General features: G+C 67.7%; 22 protein-coding genes and 1 tRNA gene. 15 read left to right on the top strand and 8 right to left on the bottom strand.

The features are described from left to right. Positions 1-13: 13 nt before the first annotated feature. Positions 14-2,839: an MMPL/RND family transporter gene (locus tag ACTWP6_RS20205; RefSeq protein WP_443188606.1), complete on the top strand. Its 2,826-nt coding sequence runs from the start codon at positions 14-16 to the stop codon at positions 2,837-2,839. Here the strand turns inward: ACTWP6_RS20205 and ACTWP6_RS20210 are convergent. Continuing rightward, complete coding sequence (locus ACTWP6_RS20210; RefSeq protein WP_443188607.1) at positions 2,829-3,521, bottom strand: HAD family hydrolase; 693 nt, start codon at positions 3,519-3,521, stop codon at positions 2,829-2,831. The genes ACTWP6_RS20205 and ACTWP6_RS20210 overlap by 11 nt on opposite strands. A gap of 134 nt (positions 3,522-3,655) precedes the next feature. After that, on the bottom strand, positions 3,656-4,792 hold the full coding sequence (locus ACTWP6_RS20215; protein ID WP_443188608.1) for a hypothetical protein: 1,137 nt from the start codon (positions 4,790-4,792) through the stop codon (positions 3,656-3,658). 218 nt (positions 4,793-5,010) lie between these two features. On the opposite strand from ACTWP6_RS20215, the gene ACTWP6_RS20220 reads away from it, so the two are divergent. Further along, complete coding sequence (locus tag ACTWP6_RS20220) at positions 5,011-5,946, top strand: DUF808 domain-containing protein (protein WP_443188609.1); 936 nt, start codon at positions 5,011-5,013, stop codon at positions 5,944-5,946. Between the two features lie 5 nt (positions 5,947-5,951). Here the strand turns inward: ACTWP6_RS20220 and ACTWP6_RS20225 are convergent, their stop codons facing one another. After that, on the bottom strand, positions 5,952-7,937 hold the full coding sequence (locus tag ACTWP6_RS20225; protein WP_443188610.1) for a hypothetical protein: 1,986 nt from the start codon (positions 7,935-7,937) through the stop codon (positions 5,952-5,954). Positions 7,938-8,214: 277 nt separating this feature from the next. On the opposite strand from ACTWP6_RS20225, the gene ACTWP6_RS20230 reads away from it, so the two are divergent. Next, positions 8,215-8,514, top strand: a complete 300-nt coding sequence (locus ACTWP6_RS20230; RefSeq protein ID WP_260751199.1) for a hypothetical protein — start codon at positions 8,215-8,217, stop codon at positions 8,512-8,514. Between the two features lie 111 nt (positions 8,515-8,625). Here ACTWP6_RS20230 and ACTWP6_RS20235 read toward each other — a convergent pair whose 3' ends face one another. Beyond that, on the bottom strand, positions 8,626-8,820 hold the full coding sequence (locus tag ACTWP6_RS20235; RefSeq protein WP_260751200.1) for a hypothetical protein: 195 nt from the start codon (positions 8,818-8,820) through the stop codon (positions 8,626-8,628). An 81-nt stretch (positions 8,821-8,901) separates the two neighbouring features. Between ACTWP6_RS20235 and ACTWP6_RS20240 the strand changes: the two genes are divergently transcribed. Both ACTWP6_RS20240 and ACTWP6_RS20245 read left to right on the top strand, forming a co-directional pair. Further along, positions 8,902-9,273 carry a hypothetical protein gene (locus tag ACTWP6_RS20240; protein WP_260758016.1) on the top strand — a complete coding sequence of 124 codons (372 nt, stop codon included), beginning with the start codon at positions 8,902-8,904 and terminating at the stop codon, positions 9,271-9,273. A gap of 55 nt (positions 9,274-9,328) precedes the next feature. Next, a complete protein-coding gene (locus ACTWP6_RS20245; RefSeq protein WP_260751201.1) occupies positions 9,329-9,928 on the top strand; it encodes a GNAT family N-acetyltransferase in 600 nt (199 codons plus the stop codon). Here ACTWP6_RS20245 and mbtN read toward each other — a convergent pair. Genes mbtN through ACTWP6_RS20260 form a run of 3 tightly spaced genes read right to left on the bottom strand, consistent with a single transcriptional unit; the run spans position 9,925 to position 12,937 of the window. Beyond that, complete coding sequence (mbtN, locus tag ACTWP6_RS20250) at positions 9,925-11,103, bottom strand: mycobactin biosynthesis acyl-ACP dehydrogenase MbtN (RefSeq protein ID WP_260751202.1); 1,179 nt, start codon at positions 11,101-11,103, stop codon at positions 9,925-9,927. The genes ACTWP6_RS20245 and mbtN overlap by 4 nt on opposite strands. Next, the gene (mbtM, locus tag ACTWP6_RS20255; RefSeq protein WP_443188611.1) at positions 11,100-12,680 is read right to left on the bottom strand and encodes a long-chain-fatty acid--ACP ligase MbtM; all 1,581 of its coding nucleotides are present in this window, start codon (positions 12,678-12,680) and stop codon (positions 11,100-11,102) included. Before mbtM ends, mbtN begins: the two co-directional genes overlap by 4 nt. Next, positions 12,677-12,937, bottom strand: coding sequence for an acyl carrier protein (locus ACTWP6_RS20260; protein WP_260751204.1), 261 nt, complete (start codon positions 12,935-12,937; stop codon positions 12,677-12,679). The genes mbtM and ACTWP6_RS20260 overlap by 4 nt, the downstream gene beginning before the upstream one ends. A gap of 166 nt (positions 12,938-13,103) precedes the next feature. On the opposite strand from ACTWP6_RS20260, the gene pgm reads away from it, so the two are divergent. The 9 genes from pgm (at position 13,104) to ACTWP6_RS20305 (ending at position 22,149) form a co-directional block, all read left to right on the top strand. After that, positions 13,104-14,750, top strand: a complete 1,647-nt coding sequence (gene pgm, locus ACTWP6_RS20265) for a phosphoglucomutase (alpha-D-glucose-1,6-bisphosphate-dependent) (RefSeq protein WP_443188612.1) — start codon at positions 13,104-13,106, stop codon at positions 14,748-14,750. Beyond that, the gene (locus tag ACTWP6_RS20270; protein ID WP_396884243.1) at positions 14,747-16,072 is read left to right on the top strand and encodes an MFS transporter; all 1,326 of its coding nucleotides are present in this window, start codon (positions 14,747-14,749) and stop codon (positions 16,070-16,072) included. The genes pgm and ACTWP6_RS20270 overlap by 4 nt, the downstream gene beginning before the upstream one ends. A 53-nt stretch (positions 16,073-16,125) precedes the next feature. Continuing rightward, positions 16,126-16,198 (top strand) — tRNA-Ala (locus tag ACTWP6_RS20275). Between the two features lie 102 nt (positions 16,199-16,300). After that, positions 16,301-16,558 carry a DUF3297 family protein gene (locus tag ACTWP6_RS20280; RefSeq protein ID WP_443188613.1) on the top strand — a complete coding sequence of 86 codons (258 nt, stop codon included), beginning with the start codon at positions 16,301-16,303 and terminating at the stop codon, positions 16,556-16,558. Between the two features lie 97 nt (positions 16,559-16,655). Beyond that, a complete protein-coding gene (locus tag ACTWP6_RS20285; protein ID WP_443188614.1) occupies positions 16,656-17,780 on the top strand; it encodes an LLM class flavin-dependent oxidoreductase in 1,125 nt (374 codons plus the stop codon). Continuing rightward, positions 17,777-18,928: a sulfotransferase family protein gene (locus ACTWP6_RS20290; RefSeq protein WP_443188615.1), complete on the top strand. Its 1,152-nt coding sequence runs from the start codon at positions 17,777-17,779 to the stop codon at positions 18,926-18,928. The genes ACTWP6_RS20285 and ACTWP6_RS20290 overlap by 4 nt, the downstream gene beginning before the upstream one ends. After that, positions 18,928-20,172 (top strand): DUF1214 domain-containing protein, encoded by a 1,245-nt coding sequence (locus tag ACTWP6_RS20295; protein ID WP_443188616.1) that lies wholly within the window; start codon positions 18,928-18,930, stop codon positions 20,170-20,172. Before ACTWP6_RS20290 ends, ACTWP6_RS20295 begins: the two co-directional genes overlap by 1 nt. 1 nt (position 20,173) lies before the next feature. Next, complete coding sequence (locus ACTWP6_RS20300) at positions 20,174-20,698, top strand: VOC family protein (protein ID WP_443188617.1); 525 nt, start codon at positions 20,174-20,176, stop codon at positions 20,696-20,698. Next, entirely contained in the window at positions 20,695-22,149 is a 1,455-nt protein-coding gene (locus ACTWP6_RS20305) for a carboxylesterase/lipase family protein (protein WP_443188618.1), read from the top strand. Before ACTWP6_RS20300 ends, ACTWP6_RS20305 begins: the two co-directional genes overlap by 4 nt. A 137-nt stretch (positions 22,150-22,286) precedes the next feature. Here ACTWP6_RS20305 and ACTWP6_RS20310 read toward each other — a convergent pair whose 3' ends face one another. Continuing rightward, positions 22,287-23,810, bottom strand: a complete 1,524-nt coding sequence (locus ACTWP6_RS20310; protein WP_260751213.1) for an HNH endonuclease signature motif containing protein — start codon at positions 23,808-23,810, stop codon at positions 22,287-22,289. Positions 23,811-24,982: 1,172 nt separating this feature from the next. Here ACTWP6_RS20310 and ACTWP6_RS20315 point away from each other — a divergent pair. Further along, positions 24,983-25,351 (top strand): heme-binding protein, encoded by a 369-nt coding sequence (locus ACTWP6_RS20315; protein WP_260751214.1) that lies wholly within the window; start codon positions 24,983-24,985, stop codon positions 25,349-25,351. The last annotated feature ends 76 nt before the right edge of the window (positions 25,352-25,427 follow it).

Raw genomic sequence — 25,427 nt, forward strand, 5'->3', positions numbered from 1 at the left:
GGGGGCGGGGCAAGTGGCAGGTGCCGGGCGGTCCGGGATCGGCAGGCTCATCCGTGTCCTGGCGCTGCCCATCCTCGTGGGCTGGATTCTGCTGACCGTCCTGACGAACGTCGCGGTCCCGTCGCTGGAAAAGGTCGGTGAAGAACACACCGTCGGGATGAGCGCCAACGACGCGCCGTCGCTGGTGTCCATGAAGCGCGTCGGCGCGAACTTCGACGAGTTCAACTCCGACAGCAGCGCGATGATCGTGCTCGAAGGCGAACAGCCACTCGGCGACGCGGCGCATCGCTACTACGACGACCTCGTCGACAAACTGGAAGCCGACACCGCCAACGTCCAGCACGTCGCCGACTTCTGGGGCGATCCGCTGACCGCGTCGGGCGCGCAGAGCACCGACGGCAAAGCGGCCTATGTGCAGGTATACCTGCAAGGCAACCAAGGCGAGCCGCGGGCCAACGAGGCGGTGGCCGCGGTCCGCGAGATCGTCGAGCAGACATCGGCGCCGCCGGGAATCAAGGCCTACGTGACCGGTGGCGCGCCGCTGGTCGCCGACCAGCACAACGCCGGCGACAAGAGCGTCTTCCGGGTCACGATGATCACCATCGGCGTCATCGCCGTCATGCTGGTGCTCGTCTTCCGATCGGTGGCCACCATGGTCCTGATCCTGTTCATGGTGTTCGCGGAACTGGGTGCGGCGCGGGGCATCGTCGCCTTCCTGGCCGATGCCGAGATCATCGGCCTGTCGACGTTCGCGACGAGCCTGCTGACCCTGATGGTGATTGCCGCCGGGACCGATTACGCCATCTTCGCGATCGGACGGTACCAGGAGGCCCGCGGCGCGGGGGAGGACCGGGAAACGGCGTACTACACCATGTTTCGCGGCACCGCACACGTCGTGCTCGGCTCCGGTCTGACCATCGCCGGGGCGATGCTGTGCCTGAGCTTCACCCGGTTGCCGTACTTCCAGACCATGGGGGTGCCCTGCGCGGTGGGCACGTTCGTCGCCGTGCTCGCGGCGCTGACACTGGGACCCGCCGTCGTCGCGATAGGCAGCCGCTTCGGGATGTTCGACCCCAAGCGGGCGATCAGCTCCCGCGGTTGGCGGCGCATCGGGGTGTCGGTGGTGCGCTGGCCGGGTCCGGTGCTGGCCGCGGCGCTGGCGCTGGCGCTGGTCGGCCTCGTCACGCTGCCGGGCTACAAGACCAATTACGACGCCCGCGATTACCTGCCCTCCGATGTTCCCGCCAACGTCGGTTATGCCGTCGCCGACCGGCATTTCGGCAGCGCCCGGATGAACCCCGAGCTGCTGATGGTCGAAAGCGACCACGACCTGCGTAACCCCGCGGACTTCCTCGTCATCGACAAGATCGCCAAGTCGATCTTCCGCGTGCCCGGCGTGGCGCGGGTGCAGACGATCACCCGCCCCGACGGGAAACCGATCAAGCACACGACGATTCCGTTCCAGATGAGCATGCGGGGGACCACGCAGCGTCTCAACGAGAAGTACATGCAGGACCGGATGGCCGACATGCTGGTGCAGGCCGATGCGATGCAGACCAACGTCGACACGATGACGAAGATGCAGAGCCTGATGACGCAGATGTCGGCCACCACCCACGACATGGTCCTCAAGACCAAGAAGACGGCTGTCGACATCGCCGAAGTGCGGGACTACCTCGCCAATCTGGACGACTTCGTCCGCCCGGTCCGTAATTTCTTCTACTGGGAACCACACTGCTACAACATCCCGGTCTGCCACGCGATGCGGTCGGTGTTCGACACCCTCGACGGCATCAACCCGCTGACCGACGACATCCAGGAACTCGTGCCCGACCTGGAACGCCTCGACGCGCTGATGCCGCAACTGATTGCACTGTTGCCCAGTCAGATCGAGACGATGCGCAACATGCAGTCGATGATGCTGACGATGTATCAGAGTCAGAAGGGCATGCAGGACCAGATGGCGTCACAGTCCGAGGACGCCGACGCGATGGGTGAAGCCTTCGACGACTCCATGAACGACGACTCGTTCTATCTGCCGCCCGAGGCCTTCGACAACGACGACTTCACACGCGGCATGGAGAATTTCATCTCCCCGGACGGCAAGTCGGTGCGGTTCATCATCGCCCACGAGGGCGACCCTGCGACGATCGAGGGAACCTCGCGGGTGCAGCCCATCAAGACCGCGGCCAAGGAGGCCATCAAGGGCACACCTCTGGAAGGGTCCACGGTGTACCTCGCCGGCACCGCGGCCACCTACAAGGACATGGCCGACGGCGCGTTCTACGACCTGTTGATCGCCGGGATCGCCGCCGTCACACTGATTTTCACCATCATGCTGATCATCACCCGCAGTGTGGTGGCCGCGGCGGTGATCGTCGGCACCGTATTGGTCTCCCTCGGTGCGTCTTTCGGCCTGTCGGTGCTTCTGTGGCAGCACATCATCGGGCTGGAGTTGCACTGGATGGTATTGCCGATGGCGGTGATCCTGCTGCTCGCCGTCGGATCGGACTACAACCTGCTGCTGGTGTCGCGGTTCAAAGAGGAGCTTCCCGGAGGGTTGAAAACCGGCATCATCCGCGCGATGGCCGGCACCGGATCGGTGGTCACCTCAGCAGGTCTGGTCTTCGCATTCACGATGGCGTCGTTCGCGTTCAGCGACCTGACGGTGATGGCACAGGTGGGCACCACCATCGCGCTCGGGCTGTTGTTCGACACGCTCATCGTGCGCTCGTTCATGACGCCGGCGGTCGCCGCACTGCTCGGGCGATGGTTCTGGTGGCCGCAACGCGTGCGCAGTCAGGCCTCGCAGCGACGGTTAGCCGAGATCACGGGCTGACGCGGCGCGCCAGCTCGCCGATGATGCTGGTGTCGAGTTGGGCGAGCAGCTCCCCGGCGTCCTCGAAGACGTCCTTCGCCCCGGCCTCGAGCAGTTCGCCACGGGACACCCCGCCGCTGAGCACCCCGATCGAGGGCACCGACGCACGTCTGGCGGCCTCGCAGTCCCACACCGCGTCGCCGACGAACACCGCGTCCGAGGCGGTGACCCCGGCACGGTCGAGCGCCACCCGGACGATGTCGGGTTTCGGTTTGGCGGTGTCGACGTCCTGCGACGAGGTCACCGCCGACACCACGTCGTCACAATCGAGAACGTCACGCAAGATGCGTAATTCGTCTTCGGGAGCCGAGGTGGCCAGCACCACCTGCAGGCCCAGCTGTGCCACCCGGCGGAGCAGATCACGCGCACCCGGAAGCGGAGTCAGCAGCCCGGCTGTCTCCTTGTAGAACTCGCTGTGGCGGTCCTTGAGGGTGTCGACCACGTCCTGGCTCGCATCGCCGGCAAGGGTGCGCACCAGTGTGGTGCCGTCCATGCCGATGCAGCGGTGGATGCGCCAACCGTCAGCGGGCACATTCTCGGCGTCGAACGCGCGCAACCAGGCGTACACGTGCAGATAGTTCGAGTCCACCAGCGTCCCGTCTATGTCGAAAAGGACGGCGGGGGAGGGGGTTTCGCTGCTCACCGGTCGGCTCTGGAGGTGTCGGTATATCTGATACCCGGCGCGCGGCCGGACGCGGCGAGCACCCGTGTCCACTCAGCGTTCATGGGGCGAGGCATTACCCCGCCGTGGTGGGCCCAAACGTGCCGGTGTGCCCGTTACCCGGCGTCGGCGGTCCCGCTCGGCCCTGAGTCGTCGGCCGATTCGCCGGTACCGCCCGCGTGTGCGTCGTCGGCCGGTTCCTCGGGCGGAGTCGCGGTGGTGCCCGGTTCGGCCGGGCCCGCGTGCCCGCCGGCGTTCCCGGTTCCGGGATCCGCCGTCGACGGGTCCGCTTCGGTCACATCGTCGTCGGGGTTCTCGACGGTCTCCGACGGGTTTTCGCTCTCCTCCGTGGGGGGGTTGTCTTCGGCGGGGGCTGGATCGTTCGGTGCGGACGCGCGCGGGGGCTGCGGCGCCAGGGTGGTGGCGGCCGGGGTCTCGGGCCTGGGCAGCGGCACGGTGACGGCGCCGGGATCCGGGGGCTCGGCCGGTCCGGTAGCCGTACCGGCCGATCCGGTACCCATGCCGACAGATCCGCTACCCGTGCCGGCGGGTGCGGACAGGGTTTCGCCGACCGCCTGCAGGGAATCGACCAGGTGCGCCACCGGTCCGGTGAGCTGATCGACGACTGGAGCTTCCACCACCGGGCTCAGCAGGCCGTACGACGAGTCCTCGGTTTCATCCACCCGGCCGTTGAGAAACCCGTCGGCGATGCGCCCCGGGATGTTGGTCACGGCCCCCAATGTGCCGACGACGGCAAGGTGCAGCAGCGCCTCGGCGACGTCGCCGGCCGCTGACCCGGCGGCGATCACGCCGCTGGCGATCGGCAGCGCCAGCCGGATGATCACGCTGGCCGCGGTGCGGAACGGCTCACCCGAACCGGCCACCCTGGCCAGGTTGATCACAGGGTCGGCGATGGCGCGGACGACGGCCCGAACCACCGCGACGACGTCGCCGGTGCCGATCGCGCTTACGACCTCGGCGAGCGAGTTGTACTGGTTCTCGGCGACCGCTCTGACGATCGGCAACGGCGCATCCAAGAATTCGTCGAGCCGGTCGCCGGCGTTGGCCAGCGAGCGCATCAGCACCTGCGGGTAGAACTCGAGCGGATTCGGCGCCGCGGTCAGGTCGACCGCCGAGTTGGTGATCCGGACGTCGGTGAACGTCGATGTCGGTTCCAGGGGCGCCACCGCAAGCACAGCCACGCTGGACACGGCGACCCCGGCGGTCACCCACGGGCGGATCGAAGACGCCATCGCGCACCCCCAGCTGTCGACCGCCGCCGACGGCTCCCGCCCGTGCGGTTGGCGACCAGTCCCTAAAACTAACTCAACCGCAGGTCACCGCATGAGTCTTTGGAGCATCCCGGCCGGTTCGGCACTGGCGCGGCGCGGGTGTTTCCACCGCGCAGGGCTGAGTGGGCCTGCGTTGGGTAACCTTCGCCCATGACCGCCGTAGCGAGCAGGAGGACCCGGTGAGCGGAGGCTTGTTCGCGCTTCTCGACGACGTCGCCGCGCTGGCCCGGCTGGCGGCGGCCTCCGTCGACGACATCGGCGCCGCCGCGGGCAAGGCGACGGCCAAGGCCGCCGGCGTGGTGGTGGATGACACCGCGGTCACGCCGCAATACGTGCACGGCATCGCCGCCGAGCGCGAGCTGCCGATCATCAAGCGCATCGCGATCGGATCGCTGCGCAACAAGGTCCTCTTCATCCTGCCGGTGGCGTTGCTGTTGAGTCAGTTCGCGCCGTGGTTGCTGACGCCGATCCTGATGCTGGGCGCCACCTACCTGTGCTTCGAAGGCGCCGAGAAGGTCTGGGGCATGATCCGTGGTCACGAGACGCACGGAGCGCCCGCGGCCATCTCGGGTGCGGACGCCGAGAAGTTCATGGTGACCGGCGCGATCCGCACCGACCTGATCCTGTCGGCCGAGATCATGGTGATCGCTCTGAACGAGGTCGCCGACCAGCCGTTCGTGCCCCGCCTGGTCATCCTGCTCGTGGTCGCCGTGGCCATCACCGCCGTCGTGTACGGGGTCGTCGCGGGCATCGTGAAGATGGATGACATCGGCCTGCGCCTGACCGAACGCTCGTCGGCGTTCGCCCAGAAAGTCGGCCGCGGTCTGGTCGCCGGGATGCCGAAGCTGCTGTCGGCGCTGTCGGTGATCGGCACCGTGGCGATGCTCTGGGTCGGCGGGCACATCCTGCTCATCGGCACCGACGAACTGGGCTGGCACGGGCCCTACAGCCTGGTGCATCACGCCGAGGAGTACGTCCACCACGTCGGCGGGGTCGGGGCGGCACTGGCCTGGCTGGTCAACACCGCCGCGTCAGCGGTGATCGGCCTCGTGGTCGGCGCGCTCGTCGTAGCGGTCATGCACGTGTTGCCGTTCGGGCGCAAAGCCAAGCACTGAGCGGTTCAGTCGGCGACGGCGAAACGGCGGTCGAACGCAGCGCGCCGGATGTCGAGCTGCTCCTGACGCTGTGCCGCGCTGAGGTAGATCGTGGTCGGCGGTAGCACCGCGGGCAGGTCCGGCAGGGCAACAACCTGGGCGTCGACCGTCGGAGTCGGCGCCGCGTTCAGGTCGAGGTCTTGGAACCGCAGCGACAGCGTGCCCTTGTTCAGGCCGCCGGTCGAGACCCAGTTGTGCACGCCGGGATCGGTGGGCGAGATCACGAAGGTGTAGGTGCCGTCCGGATTCGGCAGCGCCTGCGCGTTGTTGAGGCTGGTCTGTTCGTTCCAGTAATCGCCGGTGATCGTCCACAGATTGGTGACCGGGACGGTGAAGTAACGCGCGTTGCCCGGGGTGACGGTGACGACCAGGGCCTGGTCGTCGGCCAAGTGGAAGTACCCGGCGCTCTGCAGCTGCGTGGCGAGGAACTCCGCATTGCGGGACGGGTCTTTGAGCACATTGGGCGCCACCCGTTCACCGGTCTGCGGGTCGGTGGTGGCGACCTTGATGTACTTCGACTCCATGCCCAGGCCGAGCGCCACGATCACTGCGGTGAACGCGCCGCGCAGGATCCGCGGCGGCTCCTTCATCGGTGGAATCAAGGACACCAGCGCGGTCAGCAGGGGACTCCTGGTCACCAGGGGCCCCAGCCCCGGGATCGCGAAGCCGCCGAGTTGACTGAACAGGCTGTTGCGCGGCCCGGACAGCCGTTCAATGCTCAGCGTCATCGGCGACTGAGTGGTCCAGTCCGACAAGGTGTTCCGGACCGCGATCAGCGTGGTGTCGGAGGTCAGCTGGAGGTGGTTGCGCTGGCCCGCCGCGGCCGGGGCGCCGCTGACGGTGATGGTGAACGAGCCGTCCGGTGCGATGTCGATGTCGCGGCCGCTGAGGTAGTCCGCGGTGACGCCGGACAGTCCGGTGAGCACGCTGAAGTTGGTGTCCGCCGGCTGCGCGCTGACGAACTGGCCCCTGATCACGTACGTGGAGGTCATGTTCACCCCCATGAAGCGGTACACCGTGTCGGGGTTGTCGTAGAGGATGCGGGAACCGGGCACATCCCGGCCGTACCAGGTGTGCGGCGGCGCGACCTGGGTGACGACCGTCGGCGTCATCGGATTGAGCAGTTGCTGCTGGAACGCCGCGCCCATCGCGTACTCGTCGACGGAGCGGCCGAGTTGGCCGATGTTGTCCCAGTCCGGCCCGCCGATGTGGTCGTACTGGCGGGTGGCGGTCGCCAGCCAGCCGGCGCCCAGCACGAACTTCATCAGCCGAACCGGCCAGGTCTTGACGGTCTCGGACGCGATGCGCTCGGCCGCCAGTTGTTGCTCGGTGGCAAGCGGGCTGGTGGCAGGGGTCGGCAGCGGGGCCACGGTCGACTCGGGGACGGCCTCGCGCCGCGCGACTCCGGTCAACGTCCACACCGCCGCGGATTCGGGGCTGTTGTCGCGATCCCCGGTCACGTCCGCGGCATCGCCGCCGTCGGGTTCGGCGGCCGTGACGGCGACGGTGGTTCGGGTGGGAGGTGACTCGGTGTCGTCCGGAACATCGGCCGCGGCTACTTCGTCGTCTTCGTCTACGTCTTGCTCGACGTTCTGACGATTGGCGTCGTCTTCTTCTGCGTCTTGTTCGCTGGCGTCGGCAGCGTGATCGTCGACGTCGTGTTGGTCGGTGGGGTGGTCGTCGACATCCTCACCGTCGACGTCGCGGTCGGCGGCTCGGTCGCGGCTCGTGTCGGTCCGTGCGGTGTCGTTCTCCGACGTGGAACTGGACGACGATTGCGCGCCAGCGGTCGTGTCGTCGGCCGTCGCGACGGCGGGACCGTTCGCGATCGCGATCCCGATGCCGAGGGCAACGGCGAGCCCGCCGACCCGGCCGACGAAGCGGCCATGGCGCGCGAGGGGCGCGAGCGCAGCGAGCGGGGTGACGGGAGCGAGCGGCGTCGTTTCCACCATCGGCGTCCTTCCGTGCAGACCCTGCCCGTACGGTAACGCCGCGGGGCCTGGCATCGCGCCGAACTCGCATTCCGCGCGGCTTTTCCGGGGGTTTTCCCACGCTGTGCGCGGTCTCGGCGATCGATTCCGGCCACCCGTCGTTCAATTTCTGCCAGGCGAAATGAACACCCGCGGCGGCGGGTTTAACCAGTCAGATCCACCAAGATCAACCACCACCGAAGTCGAAACCGCGCGATTCGCTCCACGGCTCCGACCCACCACCGGGAAGGACACCATCATGAAGAACCTCACCATCGCCACCGCTTTCGCCGCCGGCCTGTCCGCTGCTGTTGTCGGGCTGGCCGCCCCGGCGGTCGCGGCCCCCTCGGGCGGAAACGCCGATGCCACGATCAGCCAGCTCGAAGCCCAGGGCCACCGCGTGGTGGTCAACCGGCTGTCGAACGCCCCGCTCAGTGAGGCCAGTGTGGTCGGGATCCACAAGGGCGGTGACATCCGCTCCACAGTCCGCGACTACCGCTACGACCGCACTTTCCAGAACACCACCACAGGCAGCGTCTACTACGTCGACGTCCGCTGAGCGGACACGTCCGCCGAGATCGCGTCCAGCGCGGGGAATCCCGCGAAACGGCCGCGCGGAATGCGATTTCGGCACGCAGTCGGGAACGGAGAGCGCTCTCTGCGGCGTAGATCAGTCCTCGCTGCCGGTGCGGTCACCGAGGAACGCCAGCAGGCGCGGATCGGAGCTGGTGAACCGGCCGGCCTCCTCGCCGCCGTCGCAGCGCAGCAACGCAACGGTCACCTCCGAAGCGGTGCGGGTCAGCACCCGCCACACCGCGCCGGAGTCCTCCCACCGCTGTAACTCGGCAACGCGGTCCTCGTTCATGACCTCACGATCTCATCTAGGCTTCGCTGCGTGCATGGTGCTCTCGATGTCGCCATCGCAGCGACGTTCATCTGGCTCGGCATGGTGCTGGCGATCTCGTTCCTGGAAGCTCCGCTGAAATTCCGCGCACCCGGTGTAACCCTGCAGATCGGGCTCGGCATCGGGCGGTTGGTGTTCCGCGCCCTCAACGTGTGCGAGGGAGTGCTGGCGGCAGCAGCCGTGGTCGCGACAGTCATCGCCGGCGGACCGACGGCGGCTCTCGTCCTGCTGGCGGTGGCGGCCGTGATGCTGGCTGCGCAGATGGTGTTCGTCCGGCCGGCGTTGACCCGCCGCTCCGACCAGGTGCTGGCCGGTGCCGAGGGACCGCGGTCGCGGGCGCACTACGGGTATGTCGGACTGGAGCTGGTCAAGGTGATCGCGCTGATCGCCGGCGGCGTTCTACTCCTGGTGTAGCCGTCGAATGTAGGTAAACCTGCCCTCACTTGCTCCGGTAGGCTCTGCGGTCACGATGACTGACGTTCTACCGATCCTGCCCAGGGAGCTCACCGAGATCAGCGACGAGGTGCGCGTCGTGCCGCCGCCGCCGATCCCGCGTCTCGCCGCTCCGTACGAGGTCCGGCTCGTCGACCCTGACTCCGACGCGGCGATGATCTCCGAGTGGATGAACCGTCCGCATCTGGCCGAGGCGTGGGAGTACGACCGGCCGGTGCAGTGGTGGCACGGGTACCTGCGCGCCCAGCTGGCCGGCCGGTACTCGCGTCCGCTCATCGGCATGTTCAGGGGGGAACCGCACGGTTACATCGAGGTGTACCGCGCCGCAAAGGATTCCATCGCCCCGCGCTATGACGCCGACCCGCACGACCTCGGTCTGCACGCCGCGATTGCCGACCTGGACATCGTCAACCGCGGCTTCGGGCCGATTTTGCTGCCCCGGCTGGCGGCCAGCCTGTTCGAGATCGAACCGCAGTGCCGGCGCATCATGTTCGACCCCGACCACCGCAATGTCGGTGCCCGCCGGCTGTGCGAGTACGCCAGATGTGACTTCCTCGGCGAACACCAGATGTCGAACCGGCGAATGGCGCTGTACGCGCTCAACCGCCCGTCCTAGTCGGAAGTCACTGTGCCACCGATCATCTCGTCGTAGCTGTCGAAGTCCGGCTTCATCGCCGCGGCCACCAGCTCCCACAGCACCTCGTCGGTGCCGCCGCCGACCCGCGCCAGTTTCATGTCACGCCACCACCTGCCCAGCGGCGTCTCGTCGACGAGGTAACCCGAACCGCCGAAGATGTGCATGCACTCAGAAAGCACCTCCTCGCCCAGGCGCGCCGCGGTGACCTTGACGGCGGCGGCCGCGCGCAGATCCAGCCGTCCCTGCGCGGCGATGCCGTTGAGGCCGTGGCGGAGCAGGTCGACGCGGGCCTGCAGGTCTGCCATTCGCATGCGCAATGCCTGATGCTCGAAGAGCGTCGCGCCGAACTGTCTCCGTTGCACCATGCGCGCATGGGTCACGCCCAGCACGCGCTGGCATGACGAGGCCACCTGACCGGCGATCGACATACGTTCGTGCGCAAGGCCCCACGAGATGGCGGCCAACCCGGTGCCGGGCCGCGCCACCAGATGGTCGGCGGGCACCCAGGTGTCGATGTGCACGGCGGCGGTGTCCAGCGGGCCGGCGCCCACCTTGCGGTACGGGGTCTGTACCTCGACCTGCGTGGTCGGTACGGCGATCACCAGGACGTTGCCGTGCCTGCTGGACGGATCGTGGTCCACTCCGCGCGCGACGACGATGATGTGGTCGGCGATCGGGGACAGCGAGACGAACTTCTTGACGCCACGGATGTGGAAACCGTCACGTTCGGAACGGACTTCGGTCTCGACAATCTGCAAATCCGAGCCGCCGGACTCCTCGGAGGCGCCGATGCACAGCACCGCCTCACCGTCGATCGCCTGTTCGCACACCGCCTTGAGGTGGTCCGACCTGCCGAACCGGCGCAGCACCGCGATCGCCGAATCATGCAGGCTCACACCGACGCCGATACCCGCGGACCCCAGTCGCCCGAGTTGGAAAGCGAGCTCGTTGAGCTTGGCGACGTCGGGGTGATGGCCACCGGCCGGGCCCCATTTACTGCGGAAGACCCCGGCAGCACCGAGGTGTTCGATCAGCTTCCGCGGAAAACGCTCCGAGGCTTCGGCTTCCGCCGTCCAAGCGGTGACCTGCTCGCCGAACACGTCGGTGAGCAGAGTGCGGTAGCCGTCGACGTCGATGTCGGTGGACGCGGTCATGCGCGGGCAGCCTCCAGATCTCGTTTGACTTCCAGGCGCCGCAGCTTGCCCGAGGATGTCCGCGGCAGCGCGCCCGGCGTCATGAATACGACGTCGGCGGGAACCACCCCACACTGCGATGCGACGCGTTGCACCACTTCACTTCTCGCGCCGGCCTCGTCGGGACCGCGGAACTCCGCGGCGATGATCAGACCCTGGCGAGCCGAATCGCCGTCGGTGCCGACCGCGACGACGGCGCCGTCGCGCACCCCACGGACCTGTGCGGCGACCCGTTCCACCTCGCTGGGGAAGATGTTGCGCCCGGCGATGGTGATGAGTTCCTTGACCCGGCCGCACACGACCAGCCCGTCGTCGGTGACGTAGCCGAGATCTCCGGTACGGAACCACTCGCCGGGAGTCAGTGGCTCCTGACCCAAGTAGCCGGTCATCAGCGACGTGCCGCGGATCTCGACTTCGCCGATCGCGTGGTCGCCGGCCTGGCCGGTGTGCTCGGATTCCGAGATGCGCAGTTCCATACCGGGAATCGGTCTGCCGAGCACCGCGTGGCGCCGCACGGCTTCGGTCACCGGGTCGACGATCTCCTCGACGACCAGCCCGGTGCCGGGCTCGGGGGCGGTGACCGCGCACGTCGACTCGGCCAGTCCGTACGACGGCGCCGCAACCCGCGGATCGAGACCGAAACGGGCGAGTTCGTCGAGGAACACCTGGAAGCCGTCGCAATCGATCGGTTCGCCACCGTTGATGGCGAACCGGAGCCGGCTCAGGTCGACGTCGGGAACCCTGCGGGCGTACTTGCCGATCACCGAATACGCGAAATTCGGTGCGGCAGTGAGGGTTGTGCCACTCTCGGACAGCCAGCTCAGCCACCGGAACGGCGAGGCGGCGAACGCCGCGGTGGGAGCCACCCACATCTCGGCGCCGGAGAGCAGGCCGGTGAGCAGGAAGGTCAGCCCCATGTCGTGGTAGAGCGGCAACCAGGTCAAGCCGATGTCGACGGTCGGATCGACCGCGGTGTGCTGCAGCAGCGCGGTGACGTTGTTCATGACCGCGTCGGGAGAGAGCAGCGCGGTGCGCGGCGTGCCGGTGGAGCCGGCGGTGCCTTGCAGCACCGCCGCAGTGCCGACCGCACCGGCCTGCGGCGTCAGCGTGGTGGACCGTCTCGAGTGCCCCACCTCGGACACGTCGTGGACGGTCAGACCGGAATCGTTGTCACGCAACAAGTCCGGGTAGGCGCCGTGGGTGAAGATCTGTGTGACGCCGATGCCGGCGAAACGCTCGGCGGTGGCGCGGGCCCATTGCCGGTCGTCGGCGCCGCGTACCGGTCCGGGCAGGATCGACAGGGCGCGGCCGGCCAGCCAGGACCCCTGAATCGCGGCGATGAACTCGACGGTGGGCTCGCCGACCAGACCCACGGCACCGTCGGGTCCGTCGAGGATCCGTTCGGCGATGTTCTCCGAGCGCAGGTGCACCTCCCCCCATGGGTGGCGATTCCACTGTCCGGCGGCCCGGTCGAGGACCATCAGGTCCCGGGGAGATGCCGTCATCGCCCGCGACAGCGCCGCGGCGAACGCGCTCACTGGGCTGTGGGGGTCTTCGACAGGATGGCCCGCTCGAGATCGCCGACGGTGTCGCAGGTCAGCAGATCCTCTTCCGAGAGCACGACCCCGAGTTTGTCCTCGATCGCGACCATGCCGACCGCGAACGCCACCGAGTCCAGGCCGACGTCGTCGATGAGCCGCGAATCCCGCGTGACGCGGGTGATGTCGACGTTCAGGTCGTCGCGCAGGATCTCCTCGAGGGCGGTGCTGACGCCGGACGGTGGTGACGTGGTCATGGCGGCAGAGGTTACCTCGTCAGATAAAGATAGGCTACCCTCACTGCCGCCCGTCTCGGTAGGCGGACACGAATCCGGCGGGCAGTTCTCGCCGGTCGTGCGCCATGAGCGAACGGATACCGCCCCGGAGGCGGTGCGCAGCGCCACCAAGGAGCAGAATCGACCCATGGCGGCCAACCCCCGCGCCGGTCGTCCGGCGCAGCCCGAGGATCTCATCGACATCGCTTCGGTGGTGACGGCGTACTACACCGTCGCTCCAGACCCCGAGAACGTGGACCAGCAGGTCACCTTCGGCACCTCGGGGCACCGTGGCTCGAGCCTGGACGGGGCGTTCAACGAGGCGCACATCCTGGCCACCACGCAGGCGATCGTGGAATACCGTGCCGCGCAGGGCACGACGGGTCCGCTGTTCATCGGCCGTGACACCCATGCACTGTCGGAGCCGGCGTGGACGTCGGCGCTGGAGGTGCTGGCCGCCAACGACGTTGTCGCGATGATCGATTCGGCCGACCGGTACACCCCGACTCCGGCCGTCAGTCACGCGATCCTGTCGTTCAACCAGGGCCGTCAAGGCGATCTCGCCGACGGGATCGTGGTGACCCCGTCGCACAACCCACCGCGCGACGGCGGATTCAAGTACAACCCGCCCAACGGCGGACCCGCCGACACCGACGCCACCAGTGTCATCGCCAAGCGGGCCAACGAGATCCTGCGCGACGGGCTGCGGGCGGTGAAGCGCGTCCCGCTGGCCCGGGCGCTGAACACCGCCGAGCGGCACGACTACCTCAACGCCTACGTCGACGATCTGCCCAACGTCGTCGACTTGCACGCGATCAGCGCCGAGGGCATCCGCATCGGCGCCGACCCGCTCGGCGGGGCCAGCGTCGACTACTGGGGCGCGATCGCCGAACGCCACAACCTGGAACTGACCGTTGTCAACCCGCTGGTCGACGCAACCTGGCGGTTCATGACCCTCGACACCGACGGCAAGATCCGGATGGACTGCAGCTCGCCGAACGCGATGGCTGGGCTTCTTGAAAAGGTGATCGGCAGCCCTGGGACATACCAGATCGCCACCGGCAACGATGCCGACTCCGACCGGCACGGCATCGTCACCCCGGACGGCGGCCTGCTCAACCCGAACCACTACCTCGCGGTGGCCATCGACTACCTGTTCACGCACCGCCCCGAGTGGGCCGCCGAGACGGCTGTCGGCAAGACCGCGGTGAGCTCGTCGATCATCGACCGCGTGGTGGCCGGGTTGGACCGCAAACTGGTCGAGGTGCCGGTGGGTTTCAAGTGGTTCGTCGATGGGCTGATCGGCGGCAGCGTCGGTTTCGGCGGTGAGGAGAGCGCCGGGGCGTCGTTCCTGCGCCGCGACGGCTCGGTGTGGACCACCGACAAGGACGGCATCATCCTGGCGCTGCTGGCCTCGGAGATGCTCGCGGTGACCGGGTCGACGCCGTCGCAGCGCTACGCGGAGCTGGCCGAGCGCTACGGCGCCCCCACGTACGCCCGCATCGATGCCCCGGCCGACCGGGAGCAGAGGGCCCGGCTGGGCAAGCTGTCGCCGGAGCAGGTGAGCGCGACCGAGCTGGCGGGCGAGCCGATCACCGCGAAGCTGACCTCCGCGCCCGGCAACGGCGCGCCGCTGGGTGGGCTGAAAGTGACGACCGAGAACGCCTGGTTCGCCGCGCGGCCGTCCGGCACCGAGGACGTGTACAAGATCTACGCCGAATCGTTCCGCGGGCCCGAGCATCTGGCTGAGGTACAGGACGCTGCCCGCGAAGTGGTGGCGGCGGTCATTTCGTGACCTCGCCCGCAGAGGGCGACTGTCAGGGCACCGCGGACGCGAGGAGCAGGTCGGGCACAGCGGACGCGACTTCCAAGCCGGAACCCGTGAGCAGACAGCGGTTGCCCCGCGAGGTCTGGGTACTGGTCGCCGCCAACTTCGTGGTCGCGCTCGGCTACGGCGTGGTCGCACCGGTACTGCCGCAGTACGCCCGCCACTTCGGGGTGAGCATCAGCGCTGCGACGTTCGTCATTACGGCGTTCGCCGTGATGCGCCTGGTGGGCGCACCGCCGGCGGGCATGCTCGTGCAGCGGTTAGGGGAGCGGCGGGTCTACATCAGCGGCCTGCTGATCGTGGCGTTGTCGACCGCGGCCTGTGCGTTTGCCGAAACCTATTGGCAGTTGCTGCTTTTCCGCTCACTCGGCGGGGTGGGCTCGGCGATGTTCACCGTGTCGTCGCTGGGTCTGATGATCCGGATCTCACCGTCGGATGCCCGCGGCCGGGTGGCGGGACTGTTCTCGTCGGGCTTCATGGTCGGTTCGGTGGGTGGGCCGATCCTGGGCAGTCTCACCGCGGGGTTCGGCTTGTCGGCGCCGTTCCTGATCTACGGCGCCGCGCTGTTGGTCGCCGCGACGGTCGTGTTCGTCAGCCTTCGGAAGTCCGCGGTGGTCGGGCAGCCGGCCGACGACACCGAGAAACCCGTGCCGTTCCGGACCGTGTTCCGACACCGCGCCTACCGTGCGGCGTTGTTCTCCAACTTTGCGACCGGCTGGGCGTCGTTCGGGTTGCGCATCGCGCTGGTGCCGCTGTTCGTCGTGGAGGTTCTGGGCCGCAGCCCCGGTGCGGCCGGTCTGGCGCTGACGGCGTTCGCAGTGGGAAACATCTCCGTGGTGATCCCGAGCGGGTACCTGTCCGACCGACTCGGGCGGCGCAAGCTGTTGATCGCCGGGCTGACGTTGGCCGCGGTGTCGACCGCCCTGGTCGGGTTCACCACGTCGTTTCCGGTGTTCCTGGTGGCGGCCTACGTCGCCGGCGCGGCCACCGGGATCTTCGTCTCCCCGCAGCAGGCAGCCGTCGCCGACGTGGTGGGCAACAAGTCACGCGGCGGGACGGCGGTCGCGACGTTCCAGATGATGGCCGACTTCGGCTCGATCGGCGGCTCGCTGCTGGTGGGTCTGATCGCCCAGTACACGTCGTTCGGCTGGTCATTCCTGATCAGCGGCGTCATCCTCGGCATCGCGGCGGTGGGGTGGATCTTCGCCCCCGAAACGCGTCCCCGGCGGTCAACGGAGCACACCGAAGCGCGTCCGCTCGGCCCGGAGGCCGGCGGCGAAGTGCCCTGACCAGCGATTTTGAGCGGCCACCCCTCGTGGTGTAACTTCGATGAGCACGACAAGGGGCTATGGCGCAGTTGGTAGCGCACCACACTGGCAGTGTGGGGGTCAGGGGTTCGAATCCCCTTAGCTCCACTTCACGGAACGAGCAATCAGGCAATCGGCGCGTCGGTCAGCGTCGGGTAAGTTCACAGCGATTCAACCCCGAAACCGACGCAGCATCTAACGAAAGCCATCATGTCCGAGGACCACATCACCGACGTTCCGCCAACTCGCCTTTCCATTGATCCGAACAGCCCTTTCTATAACCAAGAGGCGCTCCTCCGCGACGTCGGCATCCGCTTCAACGGCGCCGAGAAGACCAATGTCGTCGAATACGACGTGGCCGAGGGTTGGGTGCGTGTCGAAGTGCCCACCGCCAAGGATCGTCGCGGGAATCCGATGGTCATGAAGCTCAGCGGGACGGTTGAACCTTATTTCCGCCTGGCGAAATAGCGGACACCAGGCCTGCAATCCCTGCAGCGCCAGCTGTGCTGAGCGGATGCCCAGCAATCCGGGGACGTAACCAGCATCCTCGGGTAGCTTGCGCTGCATGCCCTTGGAGCTGGCCTCGTTCTTCCGGACGACCCTGCCCCTCGACCTCAGCGGGCTGGACACGCTCGATGATGGCCGCTACCACTCCATTTGGATGCCCGATCACCTCGTGAGCTTCTGGCCGGACTCGATCTGGACGCCCGAGTTCACCGACCTTGCGGAGGTGTCACCGTCGCCGCACCGCTACCTGGACACCCTGGCTCTTGCCGGAGCCGTCGCGGCCCGCACGACACGCACCCGGCTCGCGACGAGCGTCCTCGACACCGTCCGCCGCCACCCCGTGATGCTGGCCCAGTCGGCGCTGACCCTGAGCCATCTCTCGGACGGCCGGTTCATCCTGGGACTCGGTGCCGGCGAGCGCGAGAACCTGGCCCCGTACGGCTTTGACCACCGGAGCACGGTGAGCCGGTTCGCCGAAGCGCTCGAGCTCATCCGGCTGCTTTGGGACACCGACGGACCGATCGACTTCGCCGGAGAGCACTTCACACTGCAGCACGCCCGGCTGGACACCGACCTGCACCCCACCGGCCCGCCAGCGATCTGGATCGGCGCCAACGGCCCCCGCATGCTGCGACTGGTCGGTGAATTCGGCGACGGCTGGTGGCCGACGGGCAGCGCCGGGCCCGAGACCTATGCCAATCAGCTGGCGCGCGTCCGGGAGGCGGCAGAACAAGCCGGACGCGACCCGCAGGCGATCACACCGGCGAAGATGGTGGTCTGTCTCATCGGCGAGCCCGACGAACTGAGCGAGATCGTGCGGCGCCCGCTGGTGAAGTCTCTGGTGCTGCAACTGACGGCTGACTCACTGGCAGCCACCGGTCACCGCCACCCGATGGGGGAGCACTGGCGTGGCATCCAGGACATCGACCCGCGCATGCTGACCCGCGACCGACTGCTCCGGCTCTTCGAGCGGGTCGATCCGGCCGCGATCCTGTCCGTCGTTCCGCATGGCACGCCGAAGCAGGTCGCCGCGCAGATCGCCGAGTTCGGCGAGGCGGGGGCCCGGGTCGTGTCGGTGCTCGACTACAGCGCAATGGCGGGGCGGGCCTACGCCGCCGAGTCGGCACGCAAAGTCCGCGAGGTCGAAGACCTACTGCTGCAGCTCACAGGAAGCACGCCATGACAACTTTGGACGCGGACGTGCTCATCGCCGACGCACGAGAATCGACCGCGCTCACCGACTTCGGTGACGACACCCTGCCTGCCCGCGTGGCCTTGGCCGTCGACCGGCTCAACACCGCCGAACTCGACGACGCCGGCGTGCGGGTAGCCGCACACACGATCAGCGGATTGCTGACGAGCCGCCTGCGCTTCATGGCTGACCGCGCGCACCTGCCGCTCGCGGCGGAACGAATCACGGCCCCGCTCTTCGCCACCGGGGAGCCGCGGTCGGGGACGACGCTGCTGCACGCTCTGCTCGCCCAGGACGGGGACTCGCGGGCGCTGCGGTTCTGGGAGGTCATGTACCCCTCGCCGCCGCCCGGCCCGGCCGCTGTCGACGACCCGCGCCGGACGCGAGCCGACGCCGACTGGCGCGAGATCCTCGACCGCATCCCGCCGTGGCTCGTCAGCCACCCCTACAACGACCTGCTCGGCGCCGGACTCCCCGAGTGTGAACGCACGTGGGCCTTCGACTTCCGCGCGATGAACCCGAGCGCGTGGTGGCGGGTTCCCGTGACGATCCAGAGCTTTCCGCAGGACCCCCACGCGCAGTATGGGTTGCACCGCATGATGCTGCAGCACATCCAGTACACTCGTACGCCGAAACGGTGGGTGCTCAAGGGCTTTCACGGACGACGCCTGCGGGCGCTCTTCGACACTTATCCCGACGCCCGCATCGTCTGGGTACACCGCGACCCCGTACAGGTGCTCGCCTCGCAGATCGTGGCCTTCGGGCAGATCAACGAGAGCCTGGCCGGGACGCTGGACTGGACTCAGTACGCCAAGGACACGATCGAGGGGTCGCGGGCCAACTTCCACGCCTACCTCACTGACCCACTCGTGGACGACCCGCGCATCTACCATGTCCGCTACCGCGACTTCGTCGCCGACCCGGTCACCACCATCGGTGGCTTCTACGATTTCGCCGGCGTGCCGTTCGCGGCCGACGCCGAGAAGGCGATGCGCGAGTACCTCGTCACCAACCGCAGCGACCGGTACGGCAAGTTCACCTACTCCACCGACGTCCTGCCGGTTCCCGTGCAGCAGCTGCACGACGAATTCGCCACCTACCGAGAACGATTCGGCATCGACATCGAGACGAGGCGCTGATGGCGTTCGGCGACACCGAGGACGACGAGGCGCTGCGCACGGCGTGGCACAATTTCTGCGAGCGGCTCAAGGCCGCCGGAGATCTCGCCTTCAAGGACACCTCACCCCCGAACGCCCTGCAGCGCGCGGACGCGTTCCGCTACCTGATGCAGAACCTGGGCCAGGCCTACGATCTCGCACTGGAGACCAAGAACACCCGCTATCCGGTGATCCACCCGTTCTGCGGACCGACCCGCAAGCTCGGCGGCGACAACGCCGACTTCGTCTATCTGCAGGCATGGATCGACGGCGCCTCGACCTACCGGATCGCCGGTGACCGGGGCACGGCGCGTTTCATCAACTTCACCGTCCAGGGGCCGCGACCCGAGAAGGACGTGTACTACGGCGCCGATCACCCGAACTTGCACGAGCCCTTCGGCGACATCCCGGAGGCGAACATCACCGGTGACGACCTGGTCACCGAGCCCGACGGCAGCTTCGTACTTCACGCCGGTGGCCCACGACGAGAACAGAATTGGCTGCCGACCACGCCGGGTTCGCGCAAGCTGTTCATGCGGCAAGGCTTCGACTCGTGGACGGAGCGCTCGGCGCAGTTCAGCATCGAGCGCATCGACATGGATGAGCCGCGTCCGGTGCCGACACCGCAGGACCTGATCGCTTCCATGGATTGGGCCGGTGATTTCCTCACCGGGGCGATGACGGACTGGCCGGACCGCGAACTGCGGATCGGCTCGCTGTTCGGGGAGTCCGAGCCGAACGTGTTTCCCGGTGCGCGTTTTGCCGGCCCGGCCGAGCAACGCGATGCGCGTCGCGGCCGGCTCATCGTCACGATGCCGTGGCGTCTCGGGCCGGACGAAGCGTTGATCTTCGAGTTCGCTGATGGTGGCGAGTTCTGGATGCTGACCAACATGGGCGCGTTCTGGAACAGCATGGATTACCTGTACCGGCCGGTGAGTTACACGCCGAGCAGAGCGGCGATCGACTCCGACGGCCGCGTGCGAATGGTGCTGGCGCACAACGACCCTGGCGTGCACAACTGGATCGACACCCAACGCTTCAGCGAGGGCTACCTGACGATGCGCGTCATCGGAAGCCGGCAATTGCCCGAGGTCAACACCGCGGTCGTCACCGTTGACGAGTTGAAGACCGTCCTGCCGGACGACACCCGGCACGTCACGCCCGAAGAGCGGGCCACCCAACTGCACGCACGCTTCGACGCCATCCGCCGCAGGTACAGGATCTGACATGGACCCGAGACTCGAGATGCTTGCCGCGTCGTCCTTCGACAACGTCTACCACCTCGGCCACGTCGTTCCTGATCTGCTGACGGGTATGGAGTCGCTCGCCGGCGGCATGCAGATCACGTGGGCTCCGCCGTTCGAGATGCGCAGCGGCTTCACCCGTCCGGACGGGTCCGCCGACGACCAGACCGTGCGCCTCGCGTTCTCCACCTCCGGTCCGCCGTACTTGGAGCTGATCGAGGTCGTCGCCGCCGCGGACTCGATCTTCGCCGAACCGAAGCTCGGCGGCCTGCACCACGTCGGCTACTACGCCCAGCGCTGGCGTGATGACGTCGCGCGGCTGCAGGACGACGGCTGGGTGTTGGAGCGCACGGGTGCCGGCGTCGCCTTCCTGCGCGACCCGCGCACTGGGCTCCGTGTGGAGGTGGTGAGCTTTAAGGGCCGCGACTTCCTGAGCCGGGTGCTCAGCGGTGAGATGGCCAGACAATTCCCCCTGACAGACTCGACTCCCCTCGCTGAGCGCCGATGACCACAGTCGCGCATACCTCGTACGGTTCCCTGCGTGGCGACGCCACTGGGTCGGGCGCATGGGGAGACGTTGTCGTCTTTCGCGGTGTACCTTACGCCGCACCGCCGACCGACGAGCGTCGTTGGCGCCCAACGCAACCCGTGACAAGCTGGGAAGGCGTACGAGAGGCCGTCACGTTCGGGGCAATCCCCCCGCAAGACATCTCGCCCGAGCGGCTGGCCAAGCGCGGCCTCACCATGAGCGAGGACTGCCTGACGCTCAACATCTGGACGCCCGCGGCCGACGACAACCGCCGACCTGTGCTGGTGTTCCTGCACGGCGGCGGACAGGCGCAGGGTCATGGATCCGCTCCGCTGCTCGACGGTTCGCGACTCGCCCGGCGCGGCGACATCGTGGTCGTGACAATGAACTTCCGTCTTGGTGTGCTCGGTTCGCTCTACGCGCCTGAACTGCACGGGGTCGGCTCCACCAACCTCGCACTGCGCGACCAGAGGCATGCCCTGCAGTGGGTGCGCGAGCAGATCGGCGCCTTCGGAGGTGATCCCGGCGCGGTCACGGTGGCCGGCCAATCTTCCGGTGCGATCGCGATTTCGGCCCTGCTCGCCGGAGGGTGCGACCTTTTCGACCGTGCAATTTTGCAGAGCGGCGGGTTGGAACGCGTCCGCTCCAGGGAGGCCGCCGCGGCCGTCGTCGCGCAGCTCGTGTCGACCGGTGCGCTCACGCGCAGCGAGGAGCCGGGCCTCGAGGAGATCCTTGCCGCGCAACGCTGCATCGACAGCGGATTCGTGCCGCCGCAGGGCCCGTTCCATCCCTGCATCGACGGGGACGTCATCAGCGAGCATCCGTTGATGGCCGCGCGGACGCGTGATATGCCGCCAATCCCGATTCTCGCAGGGACGACGCGCGACGAGTGGCGGGTATTCGACGCGGCCCTGGAAGAGGGTGTCTTCACCGAGCAGTACGTGGGGGACAGGGCGCGCGCGCTCGCCGGGAATGGTCACGACACCGAAGCGGTGGTAGCAACGTACCGCGCCGGCCAGCACCGGCTACGCGACGTCGCCAGTGCGATGGTCACCGACTATCACTTCACCGCGCCGACCGAGCAGTTCGTCCGCGCACACGCCGAGCGCGGCCACGCGGTGTTCCGCTACGAACTCCAATGGCCGTCGCCACGTGCCGGACTGGGGGCATGTCACGATTCGTGCCTGCCCTTGGTCTTCGGCAACCTGGACGCCGCGCCCGCCCTGGCCGGTGCTGACGAGGCGGCGCGCCACATGTCAGATGCCATGCAGGACCTGTGGCTGGAATTCATTCGCGGGGGAGAGCCCTGGGAACGCTACGACGGTAGCGGCGGGGCCACGATGCTGCTCGGCCCCGAGATCGGAATCGCCCGCGGCCACCGCACAGACCAACTCGCCATCTGGGAGAACCGGTATCCCGCCTACGGGTGAGCGAAGGTGACACGCGCACGCCGAGAACGCCAAGCGTCACCAATCCGGCGCCCAGATAGCCCTTCGGCGAGGCGGTGTGGCTCATTGACCTGACGGGTGAGCCATCCTGTGTCACGGGTCACCGAACCTCGCGGCGGTCAGGCCGCTTGGTTGTCGGGTGGTGCGGGTCCGCCGGGTTCGCCGGGGTCATCGGCCGGTGTCGGCGGACCCGGCTCGGCGTCGACCGTCGCGCTGTTGGCGGGTTGGGTTGGCGCACTGGTGTTCTGGCTCTGCGGTGGCGGATCCTCGGGGAGTCGCAGCAGCCGTTCGGGTCGGTGGTAGTAGTTGAGCCGGGCCTGACCGGTGTCCAGCTGCGGGGGTGGGATCCATTCCACCTCGCAGCGGGCGTTCATCCGGGTCGACCACCCACCGCCGTCGGGGTCGACGCTGCGGTTATCCGGCCCGCACGCCAGGCCGAGTTCATCGACGTTGGTGTTCCCGCCATCGACCCAGTCGGCGACCACGTGATGGACCTGAGAGCCGTAGGCGCCCACGGTGCAGCCAGGTTTGGTGCACCCGCCGTCACGGGCGATCAGCATGATCCGCTGTGCCGGGGAGGCGATGCGCTTGGCGCGGAACAAATCCATTGCTGAGCCGGTGGCCCGGTCGAACACCGCCAGATAGTGGTTGGCGTGCCCGGCCATGCGGATCACTTCGGCGATGGGCACCACCGTGCCCCCGCCGGTGACACCGACCCCGGCCCGGGACTGCAAATCCTGCACCGTGGTACGGATGATCACCGACACCGGCAGCCCGTTGAGCTGCCCGAGCTGGCCGCTCATCAGGGCGATCCGCCCGGCCGCGACCAGCGCATCATGCTGGCGCTGGGCCAGGCTGCGCTGATCGTTGTCGATCTGGGCCTGCGACGGCGTCCCCGACGTGCACGGCTCGGGATCGTCGGGATTACACATCCCCGGCGCGGCCAACCGGGCGAAAATCGGCTCCCACACCGCCCACGCCTCCGGAGTCAGCGTGGCGCGCAGATCCACCATGGCATCCCCACGCTGGGGCGACCTCGACACCGCGCGTTTGCGGGCGCGTTCGGTTTCATCGGGTTCGGGGCCGTCCTGATCGAGCAGAAACAACGTCCGCTCCGCGCAGTCCTTGAGTTCCTTGGGGCCGTTACCGACCGCAGTACGCACCAGATCAACCTCGATGCGCTCCCGGGTGGCGGTGTCGACCCAGCCCGGCACCTTGTTGAGCGATCGGCGGATCACGTCGACGTGTTCGGCGTTGATCAGCCCGTGCGCTTGGGCGATCGCCGTGGCCGGCAGCACCGGCGGCAGGGCCGGGCCGGTCAACGACTGGCGCGGCGCCAACACCGCCGCTTCGCTCAACCGCCGATGCGCCTCACCGGTCGAGAGCCGCCAACGCACCGAAAGCACCTCTTTCCAGGATTTCGCACCCATCTGGCGCGGGGTCGCCTCAGCCTGCAACCGGGCCAGCAGCCGATGACGCACCGCGGGCAGCTGACACCACAGGGTTTCCAGCTCATCCAGGGCCGCCACCAAATCCGGTCGGGTCAACAAATCAACCTCACAGGCCGCCACCTCATCGAAGGCGCGGCGCAACCCGCTCACCGCGGCCCGCACCTCGCTCCCCGACATACTTCGAACATACATTCGACCACCGACAAGAACGGACGTCGCAAGCATCACGACTTCACTGACAGTTCGGGTGGTCTGGTGAACACACTCCAGCCTTCTGTGGCGACCGATCCAAGACACTCGCGAACTCGCCTGCCGGCTGCTTGCTTTGGCCGCAGCGGCCCCGCGGCAGGTCGGCGACCGCGCGCCCACATGGCCGGCACGTCGTCGGACGGAACCGCCCAGAAGTGGTAATGGTTGGCGGACAGGATGATTCGCAAGACGGGAGACCCGGGTAAGCTGGACTAGCGGTCGATCCGGTTCGCTACCGCAGGCACCTTCCCGGGAAAGTGATGTCAGCGACGGCGTCCACCGCCGCGCCTCGGGGCGGGAGGTCGCGGCGCAGGTCCGGGACGTCCGGCTCCCGGCCGTCCCGGGGCTCCTACTCCAGGTGGTCCCGGCCCGCCGACTCCTGGTGGCCCGGGTGGCCCAGGTGGCCTAGGAGGCCCGGGGACAGGGACATCGAGGTCGAGGTCGACGTCGACGAGGTCCGGAACGTAGACGGGCAGCCACGGGTCGATGTACACCGGGGGCGGTGGCGGGAATTCGCAGATGAGCGTGGTGAAGTTCCAGTACATGCCCGGGGGACACGGTGGCGGTGGCGGTTGAGCGTGGCCGACGGGTGAAGTGGACAGTTCGATCAGCGGCAACGTGGTCAGAACGACGGCGGACACGGCGATGCGTTGTACCCAAGGCTTCATGGACGTCTTCTCTCGTTCGCCTCGAAGAGATTCTAAGGAGCGTGTGCTGCCTTCGGTGTGCGAATCGACGCAGAAGCACATAAGCCGCTTTCTAAAGCGCAGCGCGGCTGGGAAACCGGTGGCGGTGTCGCGAAATGCTTTGCGTGACTTTTCAAATAGTCCCGCAATGGCGAATATGCGCACACGCTGAGGTCGGTGGACATATCGTGAGCCCCACAGGGTGCCGGAAGCCGCACCCCCTCTGAATCGCGGAAGTAGCCGTGCGATGACGACAGTGCTACACAAGGCCGGGATCAGCCCAGTGGGGCTCTATCCCAGCGATCTCGATGCCCGTCCCGGTCGCGCTGCGTCCCTGTCTCGCGGAAGACACGTCGGCCGTCAATGCCGGTTCAGCCGACCGCCCTCCCGCGATGAGCATTTCACTCATTCATTGAAGGAGGAGCTGTGATGACGTTGCCATTACAACGTTGTGGCCGCCGGGCAGCACTGGGAGCCGTCAGCTCAGTCATGTTGTTCGGCGCAACGTTTTTCGGCGGGATCTCGGCAGCCGCTCAGCCGCCGCCACCACCTCCACCCGCCCCGCCGAACTGTTCGCCCGCGGATTGGGCCGGGGTGCGGGCGGGGGTCGCGGCGGCCGTCTCCGCCTATCTGTTCACGCATCCGCCCGTGAACGATTTCTTCGCGACTCTCAAAGGCCAATCGCGGGAAGAGATGCAGCCGCAGGTGCAGCAGTACCTGGATGCCAATCCGCAGGTGCGGGCTGAACTGGAGGCCATCAAAAAGCCTGCGGTCGACTTTCTGGACCGCTGCAAATAGGACGTCGAACGACGAGGCAGGTTGCGCAGGGATTCGACCGAGTCGAAGCGTTCCGGGAGCGCTCGCTTCAGGCGGG

Source organism: Mycobacterium sp. 4D054, assembly GCF_052245755.1.
GTDB lineage: Bacteria > Actinomycetota > Actinomycetes > Mycobacteriales > Mycobacteriaceae > Mycobacterium.

What these genes read in the sequence shown, in the direction of transcription:
- ACTWP6_RS20215 (WP_443188608.1), bottom strand. Translation starts at nt 4,792, where the DNA reads ATGGCGTCTTCGATCCGCCCGTGGGTGACCGCCGGGGTCGCCGTGTCC.
- ACTWP6_RS20225 (WP_443188610.1), bottom strand. Translation starts at nt 7,937, where the DNA reads ATGGTGGAAACGACGCCGCTCGCTCCCGTCACCCCGCTCGCTGCGCTC.
- ACTWP6_RS20230 (WP_260751199.1), top strand. Translation starts at nt 8,215, where the DNA reads ATGAAGAACCTCACCATCGCCACCGCTTTCGCCGCCGGCCTGTCCGCT.
- ACTWP6_RS20235 (WP_260751200.1), bottom strand. Translation starts at nt 8,820, where the DNA reads ATGAACGAGGACCGCGTTGCCGAGTTACAGCGGTGGGAGGACTCCGGC.
- ACTWP6_RS20240 (WP_260758016.1), top strand. Translation starts at nt 8,902, where the DNA reads ATGGTGCTGGCGATCTCGTTCCTGGAAGCTCCGCTGAAATTCCGCGCA.
- ACTWP6_RS20245 (WP_260751201.1), top strand. Translation starts at nt 9,329, where the DNA reads ATGACTGACGTTCTACCGATCCTGCCCAGGGAGCTCACCGAGATCAGC.
- mbtN (WP_260751202.1), bottom strand. Translation starts at nt 11,103, where the DNA reads ATGACCGCGTCCACCGACATCGACGTCGACGGCTACCGCACTCTGCTC.
- ACTWP6_RS20260 (WP_260751204.1), bottom strand. Translation starts at nt 12,937, where the DNA reads ATGACCACGTCACCACCGTCCGGCGTCAGCACCGCCCTCGAGGAGATC.
- pgm (WP_443188612.1), top strand. Translation starts at nt 13,104, where the DNA reads ATGGCGGCCAACCCCCGCGCCGGTCGTCCGGCGCAGCCCGAGGATCTC.
- ACTWP6_RS20280 (WP_443188613.1), top strand. Translation starts at nt 16,301, where the DNA reads ATGTCCGAGGACCACATCACCGACGTTCCGCCAACTCGCCTTTCCATT.
- ACTWP6_RS20285 (WP_443188614.1), top strand. Translation starts at nt 16,656, where the DNA reads ATGCCCTTGGAGCTGGCCTCGTTCTTCCGGACGACCCTGCCCCTCGAC.
- ACTWP6_RS20290 (WP_443188615.1), top strand. Translation starts at nt 17,777, where the DNA reads ATGACAACTTTGGACGCGGACGTGCTCATCGCCGACGCACGAGAATCG.
- ACTWP6_RS20295 (WP_443188616.1), top strand. Translation starts at nt 18,928, where the DNA reads ATGGCGTTCGGCGACACCGAGGACGACGAGGCGCTGCGCACGGCGTGG.
- ACTWP6_RS20300 (WP_443188617.1), top strand. Translation starts at nt 20,174, where the DNA reads ATGGACCCGAGACTCGAGATGCTTGCCGCGTCGTCCTTCGACAACGTC.
- ACTWP6_RS20305 (WP_443188618.1), top strand. Translation starts at nt 20,695, where the DNA reads ATGACCACAGTCGCGCATACCTCGTACGGTTCCCTGCGTGGCGACGCC.
- ACTWP6_RS20310 (WP_260751213.1), bottom strand. Translation starts at nt 23,810, where the DNA reads ATGTATGTTCGAAGTATGTCGGGGAGCGAGGTGCGGGCCGCGGTGAGC.
- ACTWP6_RS20315 (WP_260751214.1), top strand. Translation starts at nt 24,983, where the DNA reads ATGACGTTGCCATTACAACGTTGTGGCCGCCGGGCAGCACTGGGAGCC.